The sequence below is a fragment of the Nonomuraea sp. NPDC049695 genome (assembly GCF_040674955.1).
Taxonomy (GTDB): Bacteria; Actinomycetota; Actinomycetes; order Streptosporangiales; family Streptosporangiaceae; genus Nonomuraea; species Nonomuraea helvata.
This window is the reverse complement of sequence record NZ_JBFANV010000016.1, coordinates 109,723-132,629: the sequence shown is the minus strand read 5'-3', so window position 1 is coordinate 132,629 and position 22,907 is coordinate 109,723. Positions and strand designations below refer to the sequence as shown.

20 protein-coding genes and 2 pseudogenes are annotated in these 22,907 nt (G+C 68.4%); 18 read left to right on the top strand and 4 right to left on the bottom strand.

Annotated elements, in window-relative coordinates; all coding sequences use genetic code 11:
- The first annotated feature begins 364 nt into the window (after positions 1 to 364).
- The 16 genes and pseudogenes from AB0J64_RS17050 (at position 365) to AB0J64_RS16975 (ending at position 17,373) form a co-directional block, all read left to right on the top strand.
- Positions 365 to 2,947: an AAA family ATPase gene (locus AB0J64_RS17050; protein WP_364027374.1), complete on the top strand. Its 2,583-nt coding sequence runs from the start codon at positions 365 to 367 to the stop codon at positions 2,945 to 2,947.
- A gap of 101 nt (positions 2,948 to 3,048) precedes the next feature.
- Positions 3,049 to 3,498, top strand: coding sequence for an Hsp20/alpha crystallin family protein (locus AB0J64_RS17045; RefSeq protein WP_364027371.1), 450 nt, complete (start codon positions 3,049 to 3,051; stop codon positions 3,496 to 3,498).
- A 16-nt stretch (positions 3,499 to 3,514) separates the two neighbouring features.
- Entirely contained in the window at positions 3,515 to 4,003 is a 489-nt protein-coding gene (locus AB0J64_RS17040; protein WP_364027368.1) for a general stress protein, read from the top strand.
- Positions 4,004 to 4,029: 26 nt separating this feature from the next.
- Positions 4,030 to 5,886: a molecular chaperone DnaK gene (gene dnaK, locus AB0J64_RS17035; RefSeq protein ID WP_364027365.1), complete on the top strand. Its 1,857-nt coding sequence runs from the start codon at positions 4,030 to 4,032 to the stop codon at positions 5,884 to 5,886.
- 1 nt (position 5,887) lies between these two features.
- Positions 5,888 to 6,382 carry a nucleotide exchange factor GrpE gene (locus tag AB0J64_RS17030; protein ID WP_364027362.1) on the top strand — a complete coding sequence of 165 codons (495 nt, stop codon included), beginning with the start codon at positions 5,888 to 5,890 and terminating at the stop codon, positions 6,380 to 6,382.
- Positions 6,382 to 7,314 carry a DnaJ C-terminal domain-containing protein gene (locus AB0J64_RS17025; RefSeq protein ID WP_364027359.1) on the top strand — a complete coding sequence of 311 codons (933 nt, stop codon included), beginning with the start codon at positions 6,382 to 6,384 and terminating at the stop codon, positions 7,312 to 7,314. Before AB0J64_RS17030 ends, AB0J64_RS17025 begins: the two co-directional genes overlap by 1 nt.
- Positions 7,311 to 7,604: a chaperone modulator CbpM gene (locus AB0J64_RS17020; RefSeq protein ID WP_364027356.1), complete on the top strand. Its 294-nt coding sequence runs from the start codon at positions 7,311 to 7,313 to the stop codon at positions 7,602 to 7,604. The genes AB0J64_RS17025 and AB0J64_RS17020 overlap by 4 nt, the downstream gene beginning before the upstream one ends.
- A gap of 10 nt (positions 7,605 to 7,614) precedes the next feature.
- Positions 7,615 to 10,233 carry an ATP-dependent chaperone ClpB gene (clpB, locus tag AB0J64_RS17015; protein WP_364027353.1) on the top strand — a complete coding sequence of 873 codons (2,619 nt, stop codon included), beginning with the start codon at positions 7,615 to 7,617 and terminating at the stop codon, positions 10,231 to 10,233.
- A 1-nt stretch (position 10,234) separates the two neighbouring features.
- On the top strand, positions 10,235 to 10,663 hold the full coding sequence (trxA, locus tag AB0J64_RS17010; protein WP_364027350.1) for a thioredoxin: 429 nt from the start codon (positions 10,235 to 10,237) through the stop codon (positions 10,661 to 10,663).
- Positions 10,660 to 12,324: an FAD-dependent oxidoreductase gene (locus tag AB0J64_RS17005; protein ID WP_364027347.1), complete on the top strand. Its 1,665-nt coding sequence runs from the start codon at positions 10,660 to 10,662 to the stop codon at positions 12,322 to 12,324. Before trxA ends, AB0J64_RS17005 begins: the two co-directional genes overlap by 4 nt.
- Positions 12,325 to 12,329: 5 nt before the next feature.
- Positions 12,330 to 12,779 carry a DUF1931 family protein gene (locus tag AB0J64_RS17000; RefSeq protein WP_364027344.1) on the top strand — a complete coding sequence of 150 codons (450 nt, stop codon included), beginning with the start codon at positions 12,330 to 12,332 and terminating at the stop codon, positions 12,777 to 12,779.
- Positions 12,780 to 12,922: 143 nt separating this feature from the next.
- Positions 12,923 to 13,761 (top strand): annotated as a pseudogene (htpX, locus tag AB0J64_RS16995) (zinc metalloprotease HtpX); the annotation flags it as partial.
- Positions 13,762 to 13,949: 188 nt separating this feature from the next.
- A complete protein-coding gene (locus AB0J64_RS16990; RefSeq protein WP_364027341.1) occupies positions 13,950 to 14,528 on the top strand; it encodes a DUF1345 domain-containing protein in 579 nt (192 codons plus the stop codon).
- A gap of 205 nt (positions 14,529 to 14,733) precedes the next feature.
- Positions 14,734 to 15,954, top strand: a complete 1,221-nt coding sequence (locus AB0J64_RS16985) for an NAD(P)/FAD-dependent oxidoreductase (protein ID WP_364027338.1) — start codon at positions 14,734 to 14,736, stop codon at positions 15,952 to 15,954.
- Positions 15,951 to 16,205 carry a cytochrome ubiquinol oxidase subunit I gene (locus AB0J64_RS16980; RefSeq protein WP_364027335.1) on the top strand — a complete coding sequence of 85 codons (255 nt, stop codon included), beginning with the start codon at positions 15,951 to 15,953 and terminating at the stop codon, positions 16,203 to 16,205. The genes AB0J64_RS16985 and AB0J64_RS16980 overlap by 4 nt, the downstream gene beginning before the upstream one ends.
- Before the next feature lie 70 nt (positions 16,206 to 16,275).
- A complete protein-coding gene (locus tag AB0J64_RS16975) occupies positions 16,276 to 17,373 on the top strand; it encodes an aromatic acid exporter family protein (RefSeq protein ID WP_364027332.1) in 1,098 nt (365 codons plus the stop codon).
- A gap of 86 nt (positions 17,374 to 17,459) precedes the next feature.
- Here AB0J64_RS16975 and AB0J64_RS16970 read toward each other — a convergent pair.
- From AB0J64_RS16970 to AB0J64_RS16960, 3 genes and pseudogenes are all read right to left on the bottom strand, one after another.
- A pseudogene (locus tag AB0J64_RS16970) lies at positions 17,460 to 17,888 on the bottom strand (MFS transporter); the annotation flags it as partial.
- A 609-nt stretch (positions 17,889 to 18,497) separates the two neighbouring features.
- The gene (locus tag AB0J64_RS16965; protein WP_364027329.1) at positions 18,498 to 18,833 is read right to left on the bottom strand and encodes a hypothetical protein; all 336 of its coding nucleotides are present in this window, start codon (positions 18,831 to 18,833) and stop codon (positions 18,498 to 18,500) included.
- 144 nt (positions 18,834 to 18,977) lie between these two features.
- Entirely contained in the window at positions 18,978 to 19,946 is a 969-nt protein-coding gene (locus AB0J64_RS16960) for an NmrA/HSCARG family protein (protein WP_364027326.1), read from the bottom strand.
- A gap of 94 nt (positions 19,947 to 20,040) precedes the next feature.
- On the opposite strand from AB0J64_RS16960, the gene AB0J64_RS16955 reads away from it, so the two are divergent.
- On the top strand, positions 20,041 to 20,514 hold the full coding sequence (locus tag AB0J64_RS16955; RefSeq protein ID WP_364027324.1) for a MarR family transcriptional regulator: 474 nt from the start codon (positions 20,041 to 20,043) through the stop codon (positions 20,512 to 20,514).
- Between the two features lie 504 nt (positions 20,515 to 21,018).
- On the opposite strand, the gene AB0J64_RS16950 is transcribed toward AB0J64_RS16955, so the two are convergent.
- The gene (locus AB0J64_RS16950; protein ID WP_364027321.1) at positions 21,019 to 21,420 is read right to left on the bottom strand and encodes a hypothetical protein; all 402 of its coding nucleotides are present in this window, start codon (positions 21,418 to 21,420) and stop codon (positions 21,019 to 21,021) included.
- 294 nt (positions 21,421 to 21,714) lie between these two features.
- Here AB0J64_RS16950 and AB0J64_RS16945 point away from each other — a divergent pair, with 294 nt between their 5' ends.
- Positions 21,715 to 22,899, top strand: coding sequence for a low temperature requirement protein A (locus AB0J64_RS16945; RefSeq protein ID WP_364027318.1), 1,185 nt, complete (start codon positions 21,715 to 21,717; stop codon positions 22,897 to 22,899).
- Positions 22,900 to 22,907 lie beyond the last annotated feature (8 nt).

The following is a 22,907-nucleotide window of genomic DNA, read 5'->3' as shown; positions in this document are numbered from 1 at the left end:
GCAACGTGCTCATCCGAGGTATGAACTGGTCGACCAGCCGGCCAGGGTGAATGAGCTGGCTTGGCCGTCCTGGCGAGGCTTGGCGTCTACTGTGACCCGGCGCGCCGTCGTGTCACCCAGCTGAGCGCGCGATGCTGCGGTCGGCCCAGGCGCGAGCGTTCGCCAAACTGGGTGTGCTTGAACGGCGCGTAACCGGTCTCCGCAATCTCGTCCACCTCTTCGAGTTCTCTTGCGGCACTACAACCCTGGCTCCAGCCGCCCCGAACCACATCCCCAAGGCATGTAGTGCACCGAGCACAAAAGATCTCGACAGGCATGGGTTTCGCCCCTCCGGCGCCGGAAAGCGCTCGATTGGAGGGGCGAGATGCGGGGACGCGAACGGGAATGGCGCCAGGTCGAGGGGCTATTTCGTACGCTGCGACAAGGCGGGACCGGCACGCTACTCGTAGACGGTGAACCCGGGGCGGGCAAGAGCAGGCTGCTGAACGAAGCAGCCGATGCCGCTCCCCACCACGGCATCGGCGTGATCCGCGGCAGCGTGGAGGAACTCGGCGAACTCGTTTCGTGCGGCTTCCTGCTGGAAGCCCTTGACCTCCCGTTCGAGGCAGAGTCCGTCGGCTCACCGGCGCACCTGCTGGACCGCCTGACGAAGGGCTTCGAAGAGCGGGCCGGAGCGCCGGTGCTGGCCGTCTTCGACGACCTGCACCGGGCCGAACCAGCGACGCTGAAGACCGTCCGTGTCCTACACGACCGGCTGACGACCCAGCCCGTCGGCTGGTTGCTGAGCGGCTCGACCGCCGAGAACGACGGCCGGGCCGCCTGCCTGTTCGGCCTCCTGGAGCGGAACGGCGCCGCGCGGATGACGCTCTCGCCGCTCTCGCCGGAAGCCGTCGCGGAGCTGGCAGCGGACATGCTCGGGAGGCCGCCCGATCCGACGACGCGTGCGCTGGTGGCCGGTGCCGGGGGCAATCCTCTGCTGATCATCGAATTGCTTGCCGGCCTGCGTGACGAAGGCCGCCTCGATGCGTCCTGCGATGCCATGTCACGTGCCCATATGCCCGCCCGGCTGCGAACGGTGGTGCGACGCTGGACCGGTGCCCTGGGCGGGGAGGCCAGAAGCCTGGTGGAGACGGTCGCCGTGCTCGGCGGGTCGCTGCCGATCGAGCAGGCCGCGTCGCTGCTCGGCACCACACCGGCCGGCTTGCTCTCCGCCATCGAGGAAGCCACGGCGGCGGGCATTCTCGATGTCACCGGGCGTGGGCTCGCCTTCCGCTACGAGCTGGTCGGGACCGTCACCGCCACATGGGTTCCTCCGCCAGTACGGGATGCACTGCTGAGCCAGTCCGGCGCTCTCACAGACCTCGAACCGGCGGGCGCCCCTTTCACCGCTTCGGCCGCTGCCGTCCACGCGGCGGTCGCCGATGGACGGCTGGAGGAGGCCGAGAACATGGTCCAGGAACGTCTCGCCGGCAATCTCTCCGCGCAACACGTGGCGGAACTACGATGCCTGCTGTCGGACATCATGTACCAGACTGGCAGGGACGACGAGGCGATCCACGAGGCCGACAGCGTGCTGGCCCTTCCGGCCGGCTGGCGTCACGTGCGCGACCGCGCGGCCGTCGTGAGGCTGTACGCCATGACACGCCTGCGTGACGACCACGTACGCGCGTACGCGGATCGGATCATCAAGGGCGAATCCGGGCACGGCCCAACGGTCACGGCCGCCGCGCTGACCGCCCTCGCTGCGATCGAGCGGGACGAAGGCAGGCTTTCGAACGCCTTTGCACTGGCCGAGGATGCCTGGCGGCTGGCCGGTATGGACCGGCCGGACGAACGCCGCTACGAGGCCTGTCTCATCATCGCGGCGATGCTCATCGATGTGGGCCACCTCGACGAGGCGCGGGCGATGCTCCAGCAGGCACGCACGGACATGCTCGCCCATGACCATCTGGCCTGGGCGGCGGATGTCGCGGCATTGGGGGCTCGCGCCGAGTTCGCCGCCGGCCGGTTCGACCGTGCGGTCACCGAGGCGAGGAGAGCCCTGAGCCTCGCAGCCGCTCACAACACGCCGCTGGCCGCCGAGGTGGCCAGCGTCGTGCTTGCCGCCGTCGCTCTCCGGCGGGGCGATCTGCGAGAAGCGACGCGACGTGTCGCGGGCCCCGCTGAGGGATCGAGCGAAGCACGTGCGCGGCACGCCCTGCTGGCAGCCCAGGTCACCGAGGCGCGCGACGGCCCCCGGAGCGCGATGATCTTGCTCGCGGATCTCTCCGGCCCGCTCCAGCAGCCGTCTTCGCTGCTCGCCATGGATCCGACGGTGAGCGCGTGGATGGTCCGGGTCGCCATGGGAGCGGGAGACCGTTCAACGGCCGAGTCCATCGTCACCATGGCGGAGGCCCGCAGTCACGCCAGCTTGGGGTTCCCGATGTTGGCCGCGTACGCCGCGCACGCCCGGGGCCTGCTCGATGGCGATCGCGAGGCTCTCGCCCTTGCTGCCGAACATATCGAGGACATATGGGCGCAGGCCTCGGCCGAGGAGGATCTTGGCGTGGTGCTGAAGGCCGTCGGCGAGCCACAGGAGGCGGTCACCAGTTTGGATCGGGCCTTGGCGATCTACCATGACATCGGAGCCACCAGGGACGCGGCACGCATCCGCCGGAGGTTGCGCGGCATGGGGGTGCGCCGCTCCCACTGGCACTATACCCAGCGGCCCGTTTCTGGCTGGGACAGCCTCACGGAAACCGAGCATGCCGTCGCGCTGCTCGCCGTCGACGGATGGACCAACCGGCAGATCGCCGAGCAGATGTTCCTTAGCGTCCATACGGTCGCGTTCCATCTGCGGCATGTCTACCGCAAGCTGAGCATCGGTTCCCGCGTCGAGCTCACACGCCTCGTGGTGGCGCAGGGACGTGTCGGTCCCGACCGGTCGCACGATGAGAGGCCGAACTGAGCCGCCGAAACTACACGCGTGGGGGATGTGCCCGCGCAGCGCGCCGACAAGGGTCAGAACTGTAAGTACCGGACCCGCACCCCATCCCAGGAGGGGGACCGATGGCACTGCTGGCAATGCGCCGCACGGGCGGCCAGACATACCCGATACGCGAGTTCGAGGACGTCTACGACCGGCTGGGGCAGCTGATGAATGCAGCCCTGGGAGAGGCCGCCGAGCAGGGGCCCACAGGCGTGTGGACTCCCATGGCTGACATCTCGGAGACCGAGGACTCGTATGTCGTGGAGGTCGACGTCCCCGGTGTGAAGAAGGATCAGATAGACGTCCAGTTCTCCGAGCGCGAACTGATCGTCACCGGGCAGATCGAGGAGCGCGAGCGTCAGAGGCGGCACCGCAAGACGCGCAGGACCGGCAGCTTCGAGCTGCGCACGCTGCTCCCGGGAGAGGTCGACGCTGAACGGGTCGAGGCGCGCCTGGCCGACGGCGTGCTGACCATCACCGTTCCGAAGGCGGCGGCCGCCAAGCCCCGTCACATCGAGGTGACCGCCTGAGGCGGGAGGAGGAGCCGTGTCCGTCACGCCGACCGGTCCCATCACGGCCAACAGGGAACTGCTCGCCAGTTACCGCACGTATCAAGAGGCGCAGAAGACCGTCGACTACCTGTCGGATCACGGGTTCCCCGTGCACGGAACGCTGATCGTGGGCGTGGGGCTGCGCTCGGTGGAGCATGTCCTCGCGCGTATGACGTACCTTCGCGCGGCCGGCTGGGGCGCGCTGAGCGGAGCCTGGTTCGGCCTGCTCGTCGGCCTGTTCTTCGGGATCTTTGCGGCCACGGCCGCGTCCCTGGCCGCCCTGGTCCTGTGGGGGCTGCTGGGGGGCGCGGTCGCCGGGGCGATCTTCGGCCTGATCGCGCACGCGGCGCACGGCGGACGGCGTGACTTCGTCTCCGAGACCGGCCTGGTGGCGGACAAGTACGAGGTCCTCGTCGACTCCGAGCACGCGGCGAGAGCCCATGAGCTTCTCGGGAAGGCGAACGAACAATGGCGAAAGCAGTAGGAATCGATCTTGGAACTACGAACTCGGTGATCGCCGCCACGGAGGATGGTCACCCCACGGTGCTCCCCAACGCGGAAGGCTCGCGCACGACCCCGTCCGTGGTGGCGTTCACCACCGAGGGTGAGCGCCTGGTGGGTCAGCTCGCGCGGCGCCAGGCGATACTGAACCCGAAGGGAACGATCTACTCATCCAAACGTTTCATCGGCCGTCGCTACGACGAGGTCGAGAGCGAGATCCACGCTGTGTCGTTCGACGTCGTCGAAGGGCCGCAGGGAGCCGTCCGCTTCCAGGTCGGCGACAAGCAGTATGCGCCGGAGGAGGTCTCCGCGCTGGTCCTGCGCAAGCTGGCCGCCGACGCGGCGAAGTACCTCGGCGAGAAGGTGACCGAGGCGGTCATCACCGTGCCGGCGTACTTCAACGACGCCCAGCGCCAGGCCACCAAGGACGCGGGGCGCATCGCCGGCCTCGAGGTGCTGCGGATCATCAACGAGCCGACCGCCGCGGCCTTGGCGTACGGGCTCGACAAGAAGTCCAACGAGACCGTGCTGGTCTTCGACCTCGGCGGCGGCACGTTCGACGTGAGCATCCTGGACATCGGTGAAGGGGTGGTCGAGGTCCGCGCGACATCCGGCGACGGGCATCTCGGGGGCGACGACTTCGACCGCAGGATCGTCGATCACCTGGCCGACGAGTTCCAGCGGGAGCAGGGCATCGACCTGCGCAAGGACCCGCAGGCACTGCAGCGCCTGTTCGAGGCGGCAGAGAAGGCCAAGGTGGAGCTCTCGTCGGTGACCCAGACCACGGTCAGCCTGCCGTTCATCACAGCGGACGCCTCCGGTCCCAAGCACCTCAACACCACGCTTATGCGGTCCACCTTCGAGAAGATCACCACGGACCTTGTCGAACGCTGCATCCATCCCGTCGAGCAGGCGATGGAGGACGCCAAGCTCAGGCCCGCGGACATCGACGAGGTCATCCTCGTCGGCGGATCCACCCGGATCCCTGCCGTCCAGAACCTCGTCCGCAGACTCACCGGGGGCAAGGACCCTAACATGACGGTGAATCCGGACGAGGTGGTCGCCATCGGAGCGGCGATCCAGGCGAGCATCATCAAGGGTGAGGTGCAGGACGTCGTGCTGCTCGACGTCACGCCGCTCTCGCTCGGTGTCGAGACCCTCGGCGGGCTCATGACCAAGGTCATCGAGCGCAACACCACCATCCCGGCCCGCCGGACCGAGACGTTCTCTACGGCGGAGGACAACCAGAGCGCCGTGGACATCGTGGTCCTGCAGGGCGAGCGCGAGCGTGCCGCCGACAACCGGGTGCTCGGGCGCTTCCGGCTGGAGAACATCCGTCCCGCGCCACGAGGGGTGCCGCAGATCGAGGTCACCTTCGACATCGATGCCAATGGCATACTCAGCGTCTCCGCGCGGGACAAGGACACTGGCGCTGAGCAGCGGATCACCATCAGTGAGAGCTCCAATCTGGACAAGTCGGAGATCGAGCGGATGGTCGCGGACGCCGAGCAGCACCGCACCGAGGACGCCCGGCTCCGGGAGACCATCGACGCGCGCAACGAGCTGGACTCGGTCGCTTACCAGGTGGAGCGTCGGCTGGGGGAGCTCGGCGACGCCGTGCCCGTGCACGAGAAGGCTCGTGCGGAGCAGCTCGTCGGCGACGCCCGCCAGGCGATCAAGGAAGAAGCGCCCATCGACCGGCTGCGCTCGCTCAGCGGGGAGCTCCAGCAGGTGTACCACGGGCTCGGCGCTGCGGTCGGCCAGGCCGAGACGTCAGGCGTGCCGCCACGGGCGAGGACCGAGAGCACCCCAGGCGCCGACGACGACGTGATCGACGCGGAGTTCACCACCTCGGAGCCGCAGTGACATGACCGAGAACGCACCCGAGGCTCAGGCGGAACAACGCGAGGAAGCCGCCGCCGTCCCTCCAGAGGCGAAGCTCGCGGAGCTGGAGGACCGCTGGCTACGCGCCGTCGCAGACCTGGATAATCTCCGCAAGCGGATCGCCCGCGACACTGAGCGGCTCCGGACCGAGGAGCGGGCCAGAGTGGCGGCGGAGTGGCTGCCCGTCCTGGACAACCTGGAACTCGCGCTGAGCCACGCGCCGGAGGGCGGAAACGCGGTTCTCGAAGGGGTGCGGGCGGTGCGCGACCAAGCCGTCGCCGTCCTGTCGAACCTCGGCTTTCCCCGCCGCCAGGAGGTGGGCGTCCCCTTCGACCCCACTCGCCACGAGGCGGTGGCCACCGTCGAACGGCCTGACGTCGAGCCCGGCACCGTCGTGGAGGTGTTGCGTCCCGGCTATGGGGACGCTGAGCGGCAACTCCGGCCCGCGATCGTGGTCGTCGCGAAGAAGGCGGAGTGATGGCCGCGCGGCGGGACTTCTACGAGGTGCTCGGCGTGGACCGGAACGCCGGTGCCGACGAGATCCAGCGGGCCTACCGCAAGCTCGTGCGCGCCTACCATCCGGACGTCAACAAGGATCCAGGAGCTGAAGACAGGTTCAAGGAGATCTCCGAGGCCTACGCCGTGCTCTCCGATCCCGAGACGCGCCGCCGGTACGACGCGTTCGGGCACGACTTCCGTCAGGTGCCGCCCGACGTGGACCCCGCGGAGTACGCTCGCGCCCGCGCGGGTGCCGGCGTCCGGACGGGGGCAGGCGGCGCATGGCGGTCGGCACGGGCCGAGGACGTCGGCTTCGGCGCGGGCATCGACCTGGACGACCTGCTCGGCGGCATGTTCGGTGGCAGGCGGCGCGGGGGTCCTGTGCCCGGCGCAGACCAGGAGGCGCAGCTGACGCTGACAGTGGAGGAGGCGTACCGCGGTGGCCGTCGCGGAATCACGCTGCCCGGAGGCAGGCGGCTGGATGTCACGATCCCGCCCGGGGCCACGAACGGGCAGCGCATCAGGCTCGCCGGGCAGGGCGGGCGCGGAAGCGACGGAGCGCCGGCAGGCGATCTGCACCTGATCGTGCGGATCGCCGACCATCCCCGGTATCGCGTGGAGGGCCGCGACATCCATACCACCCTGCCGCTCGCTCCTTGGGAAGCGGCACTGGGCGCCACGGTGCCCATCGACACACCGGGCGGCGAGGCGAAGCTGAAAGTTCCGCCGGGCACGTCCAGCGGTCGTCGCCTGCGCTTGAGAGGGCGCGGCATGCCCAACCCGCGCGGCCCCGCGGGCGACTTCTTCGCCGAAGTCCGGATCATGGTGCCGCCCACGCTCACCGACACGGAGCGACGCCTGTTCGAGCAGCTCGCCGCCGCATCGCGGTTCGACCCGAGGAGGCGCTCGTGATCTACGCACTGGTACGCCCGGCCCGGCTCGACCTCGATTCCTACGCGCGGGCCACGAGGCTGCACCCGGAGATCGTCCGCCGGCTGGTGACGCTCGGACTGCTGGAGCCGGACAGGGACGCCAGAGGGGAGCTGCGCTTCGCCCCCTCCCAGGTCACGGCGGCCGCCCGCATCCAGCGGCTGCACGAGGGCCTGTCCATCAACTACGCCGCGATCGGCGTGGTGATCGACCTCCTCGACCGGATCGAGGAGCTCGAGACCGCCCTACGCGGCCCTAAGCCACGACGCTAAGGGGACTGGAGTGGACCCGAACAGGATGACGCAGAAGACACAGGAAGCCCTGCACGACGCCCAGACCAAGGCACTGCGGCACGGACACACCGAGGTCGACGGGGAGCACCTCCTGCTGGCCCTGCTTGACCAGCCCGAGGGGCTGGCGCCCCGGCTGCTGCAACAGGCAGGTGCCGACACGCAACGTCTTGGCGGCGACCTGGAGGCGGAGTTGGCGCGCCGACCCAAGGTCAGCGGCCCAGGCGCTGCGCCCGGCCAGGTGTTCCTCACCCAGCGCTTGGCACGGTTGCTCGACGCCGCAGACCGGGAGGCCGGCCGGCTCAAGGATGAGTACGTCTCGGTCGAACACCTGCTGCTGGCCCTGATCGAGGAGGGCTCCGCGACCGCGGCGGGCCGGCTGCTGCACGGCCAGGGCGTGACCAGGGACCGGTTCCTGCAGGCGCTCACCGCCGTCCGGGGCAACCAGCGGGTCACCTCGGCCATGCCCGAGGTCGCCTACGAGGCGCTGGAGAAGTACGGACGCGACCTGGTCGCCGACGCCCGCGCGGACAAGCTCGACCCCGTAATCGGCCGCGACACGGAGATCCGTCGCGTGATCCAGATCCTGTCCCGCAAGACCAAGAACAACCCTGTGCTGATCGGCGACCCCGGCGTCGGGAAGACGGCCGTGGTCGAAGGGCTCGCCCAGCGGATCACCCGCGGCGATGTCCCAGAGGGGCTGCGCGACAAGATCATCTTCAGTATGGACATGGGCGCGCTCGTCGCGGGAGCCAAGTACCGCGGGGAGTTCGAGGAACGCCTCAAGGCCGTGCTGAACGAGGTGAAAGCGGCAGAGGGCCGGATCCTGCTGTTCGTCGACGAGCTTCACACGGTGGTCGGCGCCGGGGCGACCGAGGGTGCCATGGACGCGGGCAACATGCTCAAACCGATGCTCGCGCGCGGCGAGTTGCACATGATCGGCGCGACCACGGTGCAGGAGTATCGCCAGCACATCGAGAAGGACGCCGCTCTAGAGCGGCGGTTCCAGCCGGTGCTGATCGACGAGCCCTCGGTCGAGGACGCCGTGTCGATCCTGCGCGGCCTGCGCGAGCGGCTGGAGGTCTTCCACGGTGTGAAAATCCAGGACGGCGCTCTCGTCGCCGCGGTGACCCTGAGCCACCGCTACATCGCCGACCGGTTCCTGCCGGACAAGGCGATCGACCTGGTCGATGAGGCATGCGCGATGATCCGCACCGAGATCGACTCCATGCCCGCCGAGCTCGACGCGCTGACCAGGAAGGTGATGCGCCTGGAGATCGAGGAGGCGGCGCTGGCCAAGGAGAACGACCCGGCGAGCCGGTCCCGCCTGGAGGAATTGCGCCATGAGCTTTCCGCGTCACGCGCGGAGGCCGAGGCGATGCGGGCGCAGTGGGAGGCCGAGCGGTCGGCCCTGCGCAAGGTGCAGAGCCTGCGGCAGGAGCTGGAGAGTGTGCGGCGGGAGGCCGAACAGGCCGAACGCGCCTACGACCTCAACCGTGCCGCCGAACTGCGCCACGGCAGGCTCCCCGAACTGGAACGCCGGCTTCGCGCGGAGGAGGAGCGGCTCGGCACCCGGCAGAACGGCCACCGGCTGCTGCGCGAGGTCGTCACGGAGGACGAGATCGCATCCATCGTCTCCCGTTGGACCGGCATCCCCGTGACCCGGCTGCAGGAGGCGGAGCGGGACAAACTGCTCCAGCTTGATCAAATCCTGCACGAACGTATCATCGGGCAAGAGGAGGCCGTGCGGCTCGTGGCCGACGCCGTCATCCGCGCTCGCTCCGGCATCAAGGATCCTCGGCGCCCTATCGGATCGTTCCTGTTCCTCGGACCCACCGGCGTCGGCAAGACCGAGCTCGCGAAGTCCCTCGCGGCGGCCCTGTTCGACACCGAGGACAACATGGTGCGCATCGACATGAGCGAGTATCAGGAGCGCCACACGGTCAGTCGGCTCGTCGGTGCTCCTCCGGGCTACATCGGTTATGAGGAGGGCGGTCAGCTCACGGAGGCGGTGCGACGCAAACCGTACTCGGTGGTGCTGTTCGACGAGATCGAGAAGGCCCACACGGACGTGTTCAACACACTGCTACAGGTTATGGACGACGGGCGGCTGACCGACGCGCAGGGCCGCACGGTCGACTTCCGCAACACCGTGGTCATCATGACCTCGAACATCGGCTCCCAGCACCTGCTGGACGGGGTCACCGCCGACGGGGAGATCAAGCCCCAGGCACGCGAGAGCGTGATGGGGGAACTGCGCATGCACTTCCGACCCGAATTCCTCAACCGGGTGGATGACATCGTGCTGTTCAAGCCTCTGACCGAGGCCGAGATCGAACGCATCGTGGACCTGATGTTCACCGAAATCAGAGACCGCCTGGCCAGCCGCCGGCTCACCCTGGAGGTCACCGAGGACGCACGCCGGCTCATCGCCAACCAGGGCTACGACCCCGTCTACGGTGCCCGGCCGCTGCGCCGGTTCATCGCCCGCGAGGTAGAGACCAGGATCGGACGCGCTCTGCTCGCCGGCGACGTGCCCGACGGGTCGACCATCACGGTCGGCGCCGACAAGGGTGAGCTGAACGTCACCTTCTATCCGCCCAGGACCTGACATGCACACCGTGAATTGCGCCAACTGCGGCAGACCCAACAGGGTCCCGGACGCCTACCGAGGCAGGCCCCTGTGCGGGGTCTGCCACCGGCCGCTACCGTGGATCGCCGACGCTGACGACAGCACCTTCGCCGAGGTCGCCGAACGCGCCGACCTTCCCGTCCTCGTCGACTTCTGGGCGCAGTGGTGCGCGCCGTGCCGGACAGTCACCCCGGCACTCGAACAACTCGCCCGCGAGATGGCGGGACGGCTCAAACTCGTCAAAGTCGACGTGGACGGTTCTCCGGCCCTCGCCCGGCGATACACGATCACGGCCGTCCCGACACTCATGGTGCTGCACGAGGGCCGCGTTGTGGCGCAACGTGCAGGCGCGCTGCCCGCGGCGCAGTTGCGCGAGTGGGTCGAAGACACAGTACGGGCACCGTCATGACGGCCTCACCTGCCTGCGCGGTCGAGACGCCTGACCTGTGCGGGGCCTATCCCCGGCTGGACGAGCAGCAGATCGCCGAGCTGTCGCGGCACGGCGAGCGGCGATCCGTATCGGCGGGCGACATCCTGCACCGGGAGGGCGAGCAGGCCCGTGAGTTCATCGTGATCCTGCGGGGCAAGGTGGCCATGGTCGAGGGGGACGGCGCGAAACAGCGGACGATCGCCGTCCACGGCCCCGGACGTTTCCTCGGCGAGCTCGGCCTCCTCACCGGCCAGGCGGGATTCGTGACCGCGGTCGTGCGGGAGCCCGGCGAGGTGCTGGCCGTCCCGGCCGACGAGGTGCGGACACTCGTGGCGGGCGACCCGGCGCTCGGCGACCTCATCCTGCGGGCCTACCTGACCCGCCGCGCCCTGCTGATCGGCCTGGACGCCGGGTTCCGCATCATCGGCTCCCGATACTCACCCGATGCCCGGCGGCTGCGCGAATTCGCCGCTCGTAACAGGATCCCTCACCGGTGGATCGACCTGGAGGAGGACGAAGCCGCGGACGCGCTCCTGCGCGAGCTGCGTATCTCCCCGCACGACACCCCGGTGGTGATCTGGCACGGCGACCGGGTGCTGCGCAACCCGACCACGGCCGAACTGGCGAAAACAATCGGCCTGCCTGTCCCCGCGTCGGGCGACGCCGTATGCGATGTGATCGTCATAGGTGCGGGACCCGCAGGCCTGGCCGCCGGTGTGTACGCGGCCTCTGACGGCCTGACAACCGTCGTGCTCGATGCCGTGGCTGCGGGCGGTCAGGCGGGCACCTCGTCCCGCATAGAGAACTATCTCGGCTTTCCCACGGGCGTCTCGGGCGCCGAGCTCGCCGAGCGTGCCGTCATCCAGGCAGGCAAGTTCGGCGCCCGCCTGACCGTCCCAGCCGAGGCGAGTGGGCTGGAACCGCAGGAGGGCCACTACGGCATCATCGTGGAGGGCGAGTGCGCCGTGAAGGCCCACGCCGTGATCATCGCGACCGGCGCCCGCTATCGGAAGCTTGACGTTCCCCACCTGGAAAAATTCGAAGGATCCGGCGTCTACTATGCGGCGACACCGTTCGAGTTGCGCATGTGCCGACGATCGCCCGTGGTAATCGTCGGCGGCGGGAACTCCGCGGCCCAGGCGGCACTTTACCTGATCAGGAACGCGTCGTCGGTGCGCATGCTCGTGCGCGGCGGCGACGTAAACGCGAGCATGTCCCGCTACCTCGCCGACGAGATCGACCGCACTCCCGGCATCGAAATCATGTACCACACCGAGGTACGCGAACTGCTCGGAGACCACACGCTACGGGCTGTCCGCGCGCAGAACACGCGAACAGGAGAACTGCAGGAGATCCCGACCAGTGCGTTGTTCACCTTCATCGGAGCCGAACCGCACACTGAATGGCTGAAGGGTACCGTCCCGCTGGACGACCGCGGCTTCGTCGTCACGGGTCAGGGTACGTCGCCCTGGGGCTCCCTCCTCCCCCTGGAAACCGGGCACCTGGGCGTATTCGCCGCCGGCGACGTTCGCAGCGGCTCGGTCAAGCGGGTCGCGTCCGCAGTCGGAGAAGGCGCCATGGCGGTACGCCTGGTCCACGAAAGATTCACCACCACAGGCAGTCAAGAGAGAGGACGGTGATCCACATGCCCGTGATCGCAGTTTCCAGGTTCGAGCACTTCTTTCGCGCCGCCGCGGGACTCGACGTGGACAAGGCCGACCTCAAGCGCTACAGCGACTTCGTCAACCGCAAACTGTACGACATGCTCATCGTCGCCGAGGCCGCCGCGAAGTCGAACCGGCGCGACATCATCCAGCCCTGGGACCTGCCCATCACCAAAGGGCTGCAGGAGAGCATGCACGACTTCCGGGACCTGGACGAGGAACTGGACCTGGCATCGGTCCTGGCGGAGCTCGCGGCGCTGCCTCCGCTGGATCTGTCGCTCAGTGAAGAAACCGAGGCCCGGCTGCCGGCCGTGGCGGGTGGGCTCTCCGTGGCGCTCGCAAGGGCGATCAGAGCCATAGAGCCTGATCGCAAGAACCCGGCGAGCAAGGAGTGGACACGCACAATCCGTGTCTTCGACCTGCTGCTATGACGAGGTTTGGCGCGTTGCTGGTGCCTCTGCTCGCCACGCGATCGGATGGCGGCTGCTCGGGCACAGGAAGGCCTGGCCCACCCCACAGGAAGGATGGGCTCGAGCGCGATGGGTAGTAGATGCGTTCGAGGAAGGAGGACGCCATGCGTCACAACGGTTTGCGTACCGCGGCGCTGCTCGGCGCCCTGTCTGCTCTGATCATCCTGGTGGGGTGATGGCTCGGCGGCAGCACCGGAATCCAGATCGCCGTCCTGGTCGCGCTCGTCAGCAACGGCATCGCCTACTTCTTCTCCGACAAGATCGCGCTGTCGGCGATGCATGCCCAGCCCGTTCGCCCCGCTGACTGGCCCGCGCTGCACCAGATGGGTCCGCGAACTGTCGGAGGAGGCGCGACAGCCCATGCCCCGGCTGTATGTTTCGCCGATCCTGCAGCCGAACGCGTTCGCCACCGGGCGCAATCCGCGTCATGCCGCGGTCTGTGTGACCCATGGGATCACCCAGTTGCTGAACGAACGCGAGCTGCGCGCGGTCCTCGGGCACGAACTGCCGCACGTCTACAACCGCGACATCCTGATCTCCTCCGTGGCGGGGCCCTGGCCACGATGGTTACCTACCTGGCCTACATGGCCGGGTTCTTTGGCGGGGGAGACGATGACGAGGTCCCGGCTTCCTCGGGGCCCTCCTGATGATGATCCTCGGGCCGGCCGCGATGATCCAGATGGCCATCTCCAGGGCGCGGGAGTATCAGGCCGACAAGTCCGGCGCCCGGCTGACCCGTGACCCGATCGGGCCGGCCAGTGCGCTACGGAAGATCGATGTGGGCACCCGGCAACTGCCGCTGCCGGAGACTGGCCGGCTCTCCTCGACCTCGCACCTCATGATCGCCAACCCGTTCCGTGGCGGGGGCATCGGGAGGCTCTTCTCCACCCACCCACCGATCGCCGACCGGATCGCACGGTTGGAGGCCATGGCCGTTTACCGCCGCCGATCTGGCTGTGCTCCGGGCCGGCGGGTAATTCCTCGGGGCGAGCGTGCGCTGGACTCGCACGTCGAAGGGGTGGCGTCGGGCCGCCCTGTGACACTCTGGTGCAGGTGAGGGCAGCGTGGGAGCGTCGCGGACGGCGGATACTTTCCTTGCGGCGGGTTTTGATGTGCGCTCTGCTCGGTGCCGTGGCCGGCGCAGGCGTCGCGCTCAGCGGCGCCCCTGAACTGTTCTTCTTCGTCACCTGGGATGTGGCTGTTTCCCTCGTACTGGCGTGGGCGTGGCAGATCAGCTGGTCGCAGGACCACGAGGGGACCAAGCGCATCGCCGAAGAGGAAGGCGGTACGCACACCACCGACACGGGCATCCTGATCGCCGCGGTGGCCAGTCTCGCGGCCGTCGTGGCCGCCTTCCTCCGCCTGGGCAGCGATCAGGACCCGGTCGCCGCGATCGCAGTGATCTTGAGTTTGGTGACCGTGGTCCTGTCCTGGACTTTGACGAACACCGTTTTCGCCCTCAAGTACGCGCGCTTGTACTACGTCGAGGTTGACGGAGGCATCGACTTCCGGCAGGAGGAGCCGCCGAGCTATAGCGACTTCGCTTACACGGCGTTCACCGTAGGGATGGCTTACGGGGTATCAGACAATGTGCTGGCCAGCACCCGCATCCGGAAAGTCGCCTTCGGGCACGCCCTGCTTTCCTATCTTTTCGGCACCGTCGTTATCGCGGTGTCCGTCGGTCTCATCGCCAACCTGGGACAGCGATGAGCCCGTGTCGATGCCTGACGATCTCGAACAGTCCGCCTGGAGCGTCGAGACGGTACTGGCCGGGGCCGATCAACCAGTATCAGCAGAACGGTCTCGCATACGCCCAGGTCAATCCACGAGTCGCAACTCCTGCCTCCCGCAGATTTAACGGACACAGGGCAGGCTATAGGCCTCCGAGGGGGTGGCACGGGGCACGGAGATGGTCATGAGACGAAGAACTCGCGTTGTGGTCGTGGGGGCGGGTTTCGCCGGGCTGGCCGCAGCGCGAACCCTGGCCAAGGCAGGCGCGCTGGTCACGCTGATCGACCACAACCCGTACTCGACCTTCCAGCCCCTGCTCTACCAGGTGGCTACGGCCGGGATGAGCATGTCCGACGTGTCCTACCCCATCAGGACCTACGCCGCCAAGTGGCCGAACGTGCACGCCCGTCGGGGTGCGCTAAGCACGGTGCTGCCCGAGAAGCGGCGCGTGGAGTTGGATGACGGAAGCACGCTGGACTACGACTTTCTCGTGCTGGCCACCGGTGTGACCACCAACTGGTACAACGTGCCAGGCGCGCCGGAGAACGCACAGCCGCTTTATTCGCTCAACGACGCGGCAGCGTTGCGGCGGCGGCTCCAGCACTGTCTGGAGGACGCGGTGGTGGGCCGGCGCGACAGCGTCCACGTCGTGGTGGTGGGCGGGGGCGCGACCGGGGTCGAGATTGCCGGGACGCTGGCCGAGCTGCGGCGGCGCACGCTGCCGCTGACGCATCCCGAGATTCGTCCCGACCAGACGAGCGTGACGCTGGTGGAGCGCTTCGACTTCGTGCTGGCGCCGTACAAGCCGCGGCTGCGAAATGCGGCGGCGGCCGCGCTGCGCAAGCGAGGGGTGCGGCTGCGGCTGGGCGCCACAGTGGCGTCGGTGGAACCGGATGCGGTGGGGATCGTCGACGGGACGCACGTGCCGAGCGACGTGACCGTGTGGGCGCTCGGCGTGACTGCGCCCGCCTACGTGGCGGAATGGGGGCTGCCGCAGATCAAGGGCGGCAGGATCAGGGTTACCGAGGCTTTGAGCGTGCCGAAGCATCCCGAGATCTTCGTGGCCGGCGACCTGGCCGGGCCGCCCAAGCCGCTGCCGCAGCTCGCTCAGCCGGCGATCCAGATGGGAGAGCACGTGGGCAAGCAGATCCTGGCGGCGGCTCAGGGACTGCCGCTGCGGCCGTTCTCGTACCGGGATCCGGGGATCATGGCGACCGTGGGCCGGGCCGAGGCCGTGTTGCAGTTGTCCAACGGATTGACCATGCGTGGGTGGCCGGCGTGGCTGATGTGGATCTTCATTCATGTGGCGTACCTGCTGGGCGGGCGCAACCGGATCACCGTGCTGGTCAACTTCTTCTGGCGGTACGCCGGTCCGCGCCACGCCGCCACCAGCGTCAGCCAGTGAGCGCCGCCGAGCGGCTCGGCGCGCTCGCGGCGCTGGTGGGCGCTCTCGGCACCCTCGTCTCCGGCGACATCCTCGGCAAGATCATGACCGAGACCCAGCCGATGAAGATGGCCGCCGCGGAGGCGCTCTACGAGACTCGGCAGCCCGCAAGAGGTGATAGACGACCCGGAAGCCGCCAGGCGGGGCACCACGTCTGGGGGTGCGATGATGGCACTTTCCGCCGCGAGGCGATGGCTGGACCGGTGGGGTGACCGAGTCCCCGGCTTGGGTCGATGGCGGCGTGGGCTACGCCGCTGGGTGCGGCGTGAGAGGCAGTTGCTGATGCCGACGGTGACGGTTACCGTCGGCTGCCTGGTGGCTTGGTGGATCTCCACCGAACTGATCGGCTCACCTCAGCCGGTGCTCGCTCCCACCGGCGTGCTGCTGTCGGTGACGGCGACCGCCTACAGCACCGTGGTCCAGGCCGTCCAGCAGACCGTCGCGGTGCTGGTCGGACTGGCGGCTGCTATCGGCTTCGTGCAGGTGTTCGGCACCAGCGCCGCCACCATGGCCGTCCTGGTCGCGGTCGCGCTGGTGGTCAGCAGAACAGTCGGCATACCGTGGCGGAACACACAGGCGCCCATCACCGCCCTACTCGTGTTCGCCCTGGGCCGCGAGTACGGCATGGTGCGACTGCTCGACATTGTCATCGGCGCGTTCGTCGGAGCCACGCTCGTACTGATGATCCCGCCCCGTCACGTGGGCCGGGCCGCTAAGGACCTGGCCGACCTGGCCGATGATCTCGCCGACCTTTGCTCCGACCTGGCCGAAGGCGTCAGACAATCCTGGACCGCGCACCAGGCGCAGAAATGGCTGGCCCGCGCCAGACGCATGTCCGTCAGGCTGCGTTCGGCCCACGAGAGCGCTGAACGAGCCACTGAGTCCCTGCGTTTCACCCTACGCCGGGCGCGAACCCGCCAGCGCCTGCGCCGCATCATGCAGGCTGTCCTATGCCTGGAGCACGCCTGTCTTCAACTGCGCGGCGTCGCCCGTGCCCTCGCCGACCTGGCTGCCGGGGTTCGCGGCCTGCCAGGACAGCGCGAGACCGGCAGTTTTCCCCAGGTCTTCGCCGACCTGCTGGATGCGATCGGGAAGGCTTACGCCTGTTTCGAGCACCTGCTGGTCGCACCCGGCGGCGGCGAGGACCTGGTCCGCCTGCGCGCCGCCGTAGCGGAAGGCGAGCGTCTCGAACGCGCTGCTCGCAAGCAGATGGCAGAGATCGATCCGCATTCACCTCTCTGGACGTTGTACGGCGCGCTGCTCGACGACTGCGTCCAACTGCGACATGAGGTCGATCCCGACGACGGGCCACATCGCGAAGCCATCCCCCCACGCGCCCGTGACCAAGCGGCCCGGCTCACGTCACGCCGGCGACACTGACCATCCGCCGTCCAGCAGGTTCACCGGGGTGTTGTCGGCCTGTACGCCGCGGGGCTCTACCTGAGTGATGGATCGTAGTGAGCGAGTCAGCCCATTTCCTCCAGCTTGCGGCCCTTGGTCTCCCTGATCCATCTGGCGACGAAGACGAACGACAGCAGAGCCATGACGGCGTACCCGGCGTAGGTGATCGGCAGATTCCACGCGGCGAGCGCCGGGAACGAGACCGAGATCAGCCAGTTGGCCAGCCACTGGGCCGCAGCGGCGACGCCCAGGGCGGCGGCGCGGATGCGGTTGGGGAACATCTCGCTGAGCAGCACCCAGACCACCACGCCCCACGACAGTGCGAAGAACAGCACGAACGCGTTGGCCGCCGCGACGAGCGCGATCAGTCCCTGCGGGTCCGGGAGCGTAACCCTGCCGTCGGTCACCCTGGCCGCGCTGAACGCCCACGCCGTGGTGGCCAGTGCGATCGCCATCCCCACCGAGCCGATCATTAGCAGTGGCTTGCGGCCGACGTTCGAACTCCTGCAGCGAGATCTGTCGATCGCGAGTTCGGACGGGCGTCATAACGGAATGGCGGCCGCCACGGTGCCTCCGTGGGAAGGCATTGGGAAGGATCATCCGCAAACGATCAGCGACAGCCGTACAGCACCGGACAGATCAAGAAGCCCTTGACTGGCGTTTCCGCTGGTCAAGGGCCTTTTAGCGCTGATCGAAGATGGTGCCCCCGGCAGGATTCGAACCTGCGGCACCCGCTTTAGGAGAGTTGGGGGCTGCCTGGGGTCCAGTATGTCTTGTAACGGGGGATATGTAGCTGCCGCTCGAGTGCGTCTGCTCGTCGATAATGACCCTCCGACGCCCGTCACTTAACTACTGTTTGGCCTGGTCGGGACGATATTCGTGGTGGGAGGTGTGTAAGGCGCCCCCGCTCTTCAGATGCGGGTGCTCTAGCAGAGATGGTGGCTGTTTCATCCTGGACAACAACGAGGGCGGGTCCTGGTCGTAGATGGCCGAATCACCTTTGCCGCATTCGCGCCGATCTGCCTGCCTCGGGGCGTGTGGGCTCATTGGCATGGCGGCCTTGCTGTTCTGACGGCTGTGGCCGACGGTCATTAAGAGATCGTCTACTTTGTTCGACTGTGGCCGGAGCCGCTGGGCTCGACGATGGTCTGCCCGGCCTGGTACACGCCGTCGGACTCGCAGGTGGAGTCGCAGTGGCTGAGCGTTCCCTTGCGGATGACGCCGTAGAGGGTGCCGTCGTGGTAGTGCCAGCCGGTGCTGCCGCCCGGCTCGACCGTGATCTCGCGCAGGATGTAGTCCTGGTCACCCACTGTCCTCTGGAACAGGATCGTTGCGCTGACGCCGCTGCTCGGGGTGGCGTTCGCCGTGCCGGGAAGCAGGGCGAGGCACGCGGCGGCGGCGGCGGTCGCCGCGAGTCCCATGCGATGGAGCTTGTTCATCTCGTCCCTTCTGATGCGTGGCAGCCGTGCGCTTGGGGGCGCGGCCGCGGTTCGTCCCTGTAGACAGGGCAGCTCCCGATCTTGTGACACGGCTTCGCGACGTTACCCGGGGGCGACCACGCGCGGGGAGGGGACGGGTGCCGGTCAGCGCGGGATGGTGTCGCGGTGGGCGGCCAGCCACGTGTCGAACGACTGCAGCCTCGGGTTGAGCTCGCGCAGCAGTTCGAAGTCGATGAGCTCGGCGATGTCCGGGGCGGCCGCGATCAGGTACTGGAGCATGTTGCCGACCTCGCCCGCGCCCGGGAATCCCGCGGCCCGGATCATGTCGGGGCTGACCGCCTGGTAGGTGACGGGCTCGCCGAGCGCCAGGCTCAGCGCGGCGGCGTACTGCTCGCCGGTGAGCAGGGACCCGGCGACGCTCACCCGCCTGCCGGCCATCCCGATCCCGTGGCGGAAGATCCCCAGCGCGGTCCTGCCGACGTCCTCCGCGGCCTGCGCGGCCACCCGCGCCTCGCCGAACCCGAGCGGCAGCACCAGCGCGCCCGTCTCGTCACGCCGGGGCGCGAACATGTCCCGGAACGCCTCGTAGTAGACGTTCGCCTGCAGGAAGGTGGTGGGCACGCCCGACTCCAGGAAGAACCGGTCGGCCTCGGCCTTGCCGTCGGCGTGCGGCACCTTATATGAGCCCTCGAAGCTCGGCGTCCCGTCGCCCGGCCGGAAGTAGCCGCGGGTGTCGGACAGCGTGGACCAGACGAAATGCCGTACGCCGGCCTCCTGCCCCGCCCGCGCCGCGTTGCCGGCCTGCTCCCGCTCCTTGGTGGTCGCGGGCCGCGCCCGCTCCTCCTCGGGCGTGCGAGGCTCCCAGAAGTTGGTCACCACGAAGGCGCCGTGGGCGCCGTCGAACGCCTTGCGCAGGCTGCCCGCGTCGTCGAGATCGGCCCCGACGACCTCGGCCCCGAGCGCGGCCAGCTCCCCGGCCCGCGCCGAACCCGGGTCCCGGGTCAGGGCCCGCGCGGCGAACCGCCCACTGCGGTCGTCGAGGATCGCGCGGACCAGCCCGCCCCCTTGCGCTCCGGTCGCGCCCACCACGGCGATGATCTGCTGCTCGCTCACAGAGACAAACCCCTCACATGCTCAGGTTGATGTATCAACCCGGCCACCATACAACGCCAGGTTGATACGTCAAGCAACGGATAGAGTGGGCGTCATGGGATGGGAACAGGAGCTCGGCGAGGCCGACCGGATGTGGCGCACGTACATCGAAATGGCCAAGCACCTCAACTCGCACCTGCAGCAGCACCTGCAGCGCGAGTGCGACCTGTCCGCGGCCGACTTCGAGGTCCTGGTCCGGCTCACGGAGTCGGAGCGGCGGGAGATGCCCGTCGCGGAGGTGGCCGCCGCGACCCAGTGGGAGAAGAGCCGCCTGTCCCACCAGCTCACCCGGATGGCGCAACGCGGGCTGGTCGAGCGAGTGGACTCCAACGACCGCCGCTACCCCGACGTGCGGCTCACCGACAAGGGCTACGCGGCGATCAACAAGGCCGTCCCCGAGCACACCGAGATGGTTCACGCCCTGTTCGTCGACGTGCTGGGGCCCGAGCGGCTGGCCGGCTTCGCGCAGGCCTGCGCGGACGTGCTCCGCGCACTCGACGAGCACCGGGAGCGGGACTGCTCGTTGTGATCATGCTCCCGCGTCGCGGAAAGCACCCCTAGGGTGTGGCGAAAAGCGGAGATCATTCGTGCCCCGATTACCCCTGCTCCCCTGGGTGGCCACGCTGGCCGCCGCCGCGTATTCGACCTGGGACGTTCATCAGGCCGAGTACGGGGCCTACTGCGTCCCCGGCTGCGTGGGCTGTTCGGCGGATACGGCTTCGGCCTTGCCGAGCTGGCCTCGCCCCTGGTGGGGGACGCCTCCGACCTCGCCGGCCTGGCGGTCCAGTGGGGCGTGCCCGCGATCCTCGTCCTCGCGGGCCGGCCGCCGGCCGCTCGTCTGAGAACTTCGGCAGAGAGCTCCGCCGCACCCACCTGACGCCGTGCGCGGGCGCGAGTTGGAGGCCTGAGACGGTTGGGCGCGCCCGGCCCCCATGAGGGCCGGGCGCGCAACCTCTTTATGTGAACGGTGAGGCCGAGTCAGTACCCGGTTGCCGGTCGGCGGTCAGGCGTCGGACCGACCGTGCCGTGTCTGTCACTGAGTGACTGGATCAAAGGCCCACAGGTCCACCGGGAGATCGGGTGTGCGTGCGCTGAGCGTCAACGGCAGGTTCTCGCCGTGAGCGTCCAGGTACAGGCGCTCGTCGGGGGCCGTGTGGTTGCTCAAGAACATCGCCGTCCCGTTGAACGTCGCACACCACAGGTAGCCGTCGTCGTTGGGGCGGAAGGTGTTCAGCGTGATCTTGTTGCCGTCCTGCGGCAGTGTCTGAGTCGCCGTCGCATTGACATATTTCCCGCCGTAGGCCAGGTAGTAGCAGTGATCATCGCCGGTTTTGTCCGCGTAGATCGTGATGAACCCTTCGTTGCCCGCTTCGGTGTCGTAGCGCACCTCCACCGAGGTGCCCTCCTCAGTGCGGCCGTCCGCGACAGTGACCATCAAAGGCGGTGAACTCTTTGAGAAGGATCTCGGCGCCTCGGTGACGGGGTCTTGGGCTCGATGACCACGACACGTACGCCTGGGTGGTGACCTCCTGCCGCAGCGATTCGGAGAAGGCGGTGATGCCGAACTTCGTCGCAGCGGAGACACCGGCGTTGGCCGACGCGATCCGGCCCGAGGTCGAGGAGTGGCCTGCCGACTTGTGACAACCACCGCGACGATCTGTCACAGATCGCGACGCCGTCCGGTCTTTCTAGGCGAACCGGACGCCGCAAGAGCGACAGGAGCGTGAGCGTGCCCTCAACCAGGACCACCATCCGGATCCGGGTCAGGATGAGCTCGCGGCCCATCGACGAGCCGCATCGCGTGTCGAGCCAGCTCGAGCTCCTCTTCGATCTCACCTTCGTGGTCGCGGTCGCGGCCATCACGGCACAGTTCGCGCACGCCATCGCCGAAGGTCATGGCCTGACCGGGCTGGTCCCGTTCCTTCAGGTGTTCTTCGCGATCTGGTGGGCGTGGATGAACTTCACCTGGTTCGCCTCGTCCTACGACACCGACGACGTCCTCTACCGGCTGCTGACCATGGTGCAGATGGCGGGCGTGCTGGTCCTTGCCGCCGGAGTGCCCGCCGCGGTCGGCCACGCCGACTTCGGGATCATCACGCTGGGGTACCTCATCATGAGGATCGGGCTTGTCGCCCAATGGCTGAGGGCCGCGTTCGAAGACCCGGCGAGCCGCCGTACGGGGCTCCGCTACGCCGCGGGCATAGGTCTGGCCGAGTTGGGCTGGTTGCTCCGGCTCGCTCTCGTGGAGGCGGGCCTCCTGCCGGCGTCACTCCGGCTGCCGTTCTTCGCCTGCCTGGTCGTCCTGGAGCTGGCGGTGCCGTGGTGGGCGGAGCGGGTCAGGGCAACCACCTGGCATCCACACCACATCGCCGAGCGCTACGGCCTGTTCACGATCATCCTGCTGGGCGAAAGTGTCCTGGCCGCGAGCAGAGGGGTGGAAGGGGCGCTCGAAGCGGGTCCCCTCGTCGTCATCGCCGGATCCGGTCTCGTCCTGCTGTTCGCCCTGTGGTGGCTGTACTTCCTGGTCGAGGCAGGGGAGGGGCTCAGCGACCGGCGTCATCGGTCGTACTGGTGGGGGTACGGCCACTTCGGCATCTTCGCCGCGCTGGCGGCTCTTGGCGCCGGGCTCGAGGTGGCTGTGGAGCAGAGCGGGCGCCAGGTGGTGGCATCGCCGATGGCGATCGGCTACGCGGTCGCCATCCCGGTCGGGGTGTATCTCATCCTGCTCTGGGCGGTCCACGCGCTGGTCGACGCGGACTCCGTCATCCCCCGCACTGCCGTGGCAGGGTGCGTCGGCGCCGTCGTGTTGTCGCCGCTCGCGGCGCCATGGATCGGGGTGGCCGCCGTGGTCGCGCTGATCGCGGCCGCCTGCGTCGCGCTGGTCGCCGTCGCCATCTGGGCGGCACGTAGCTGAAGGAGCAT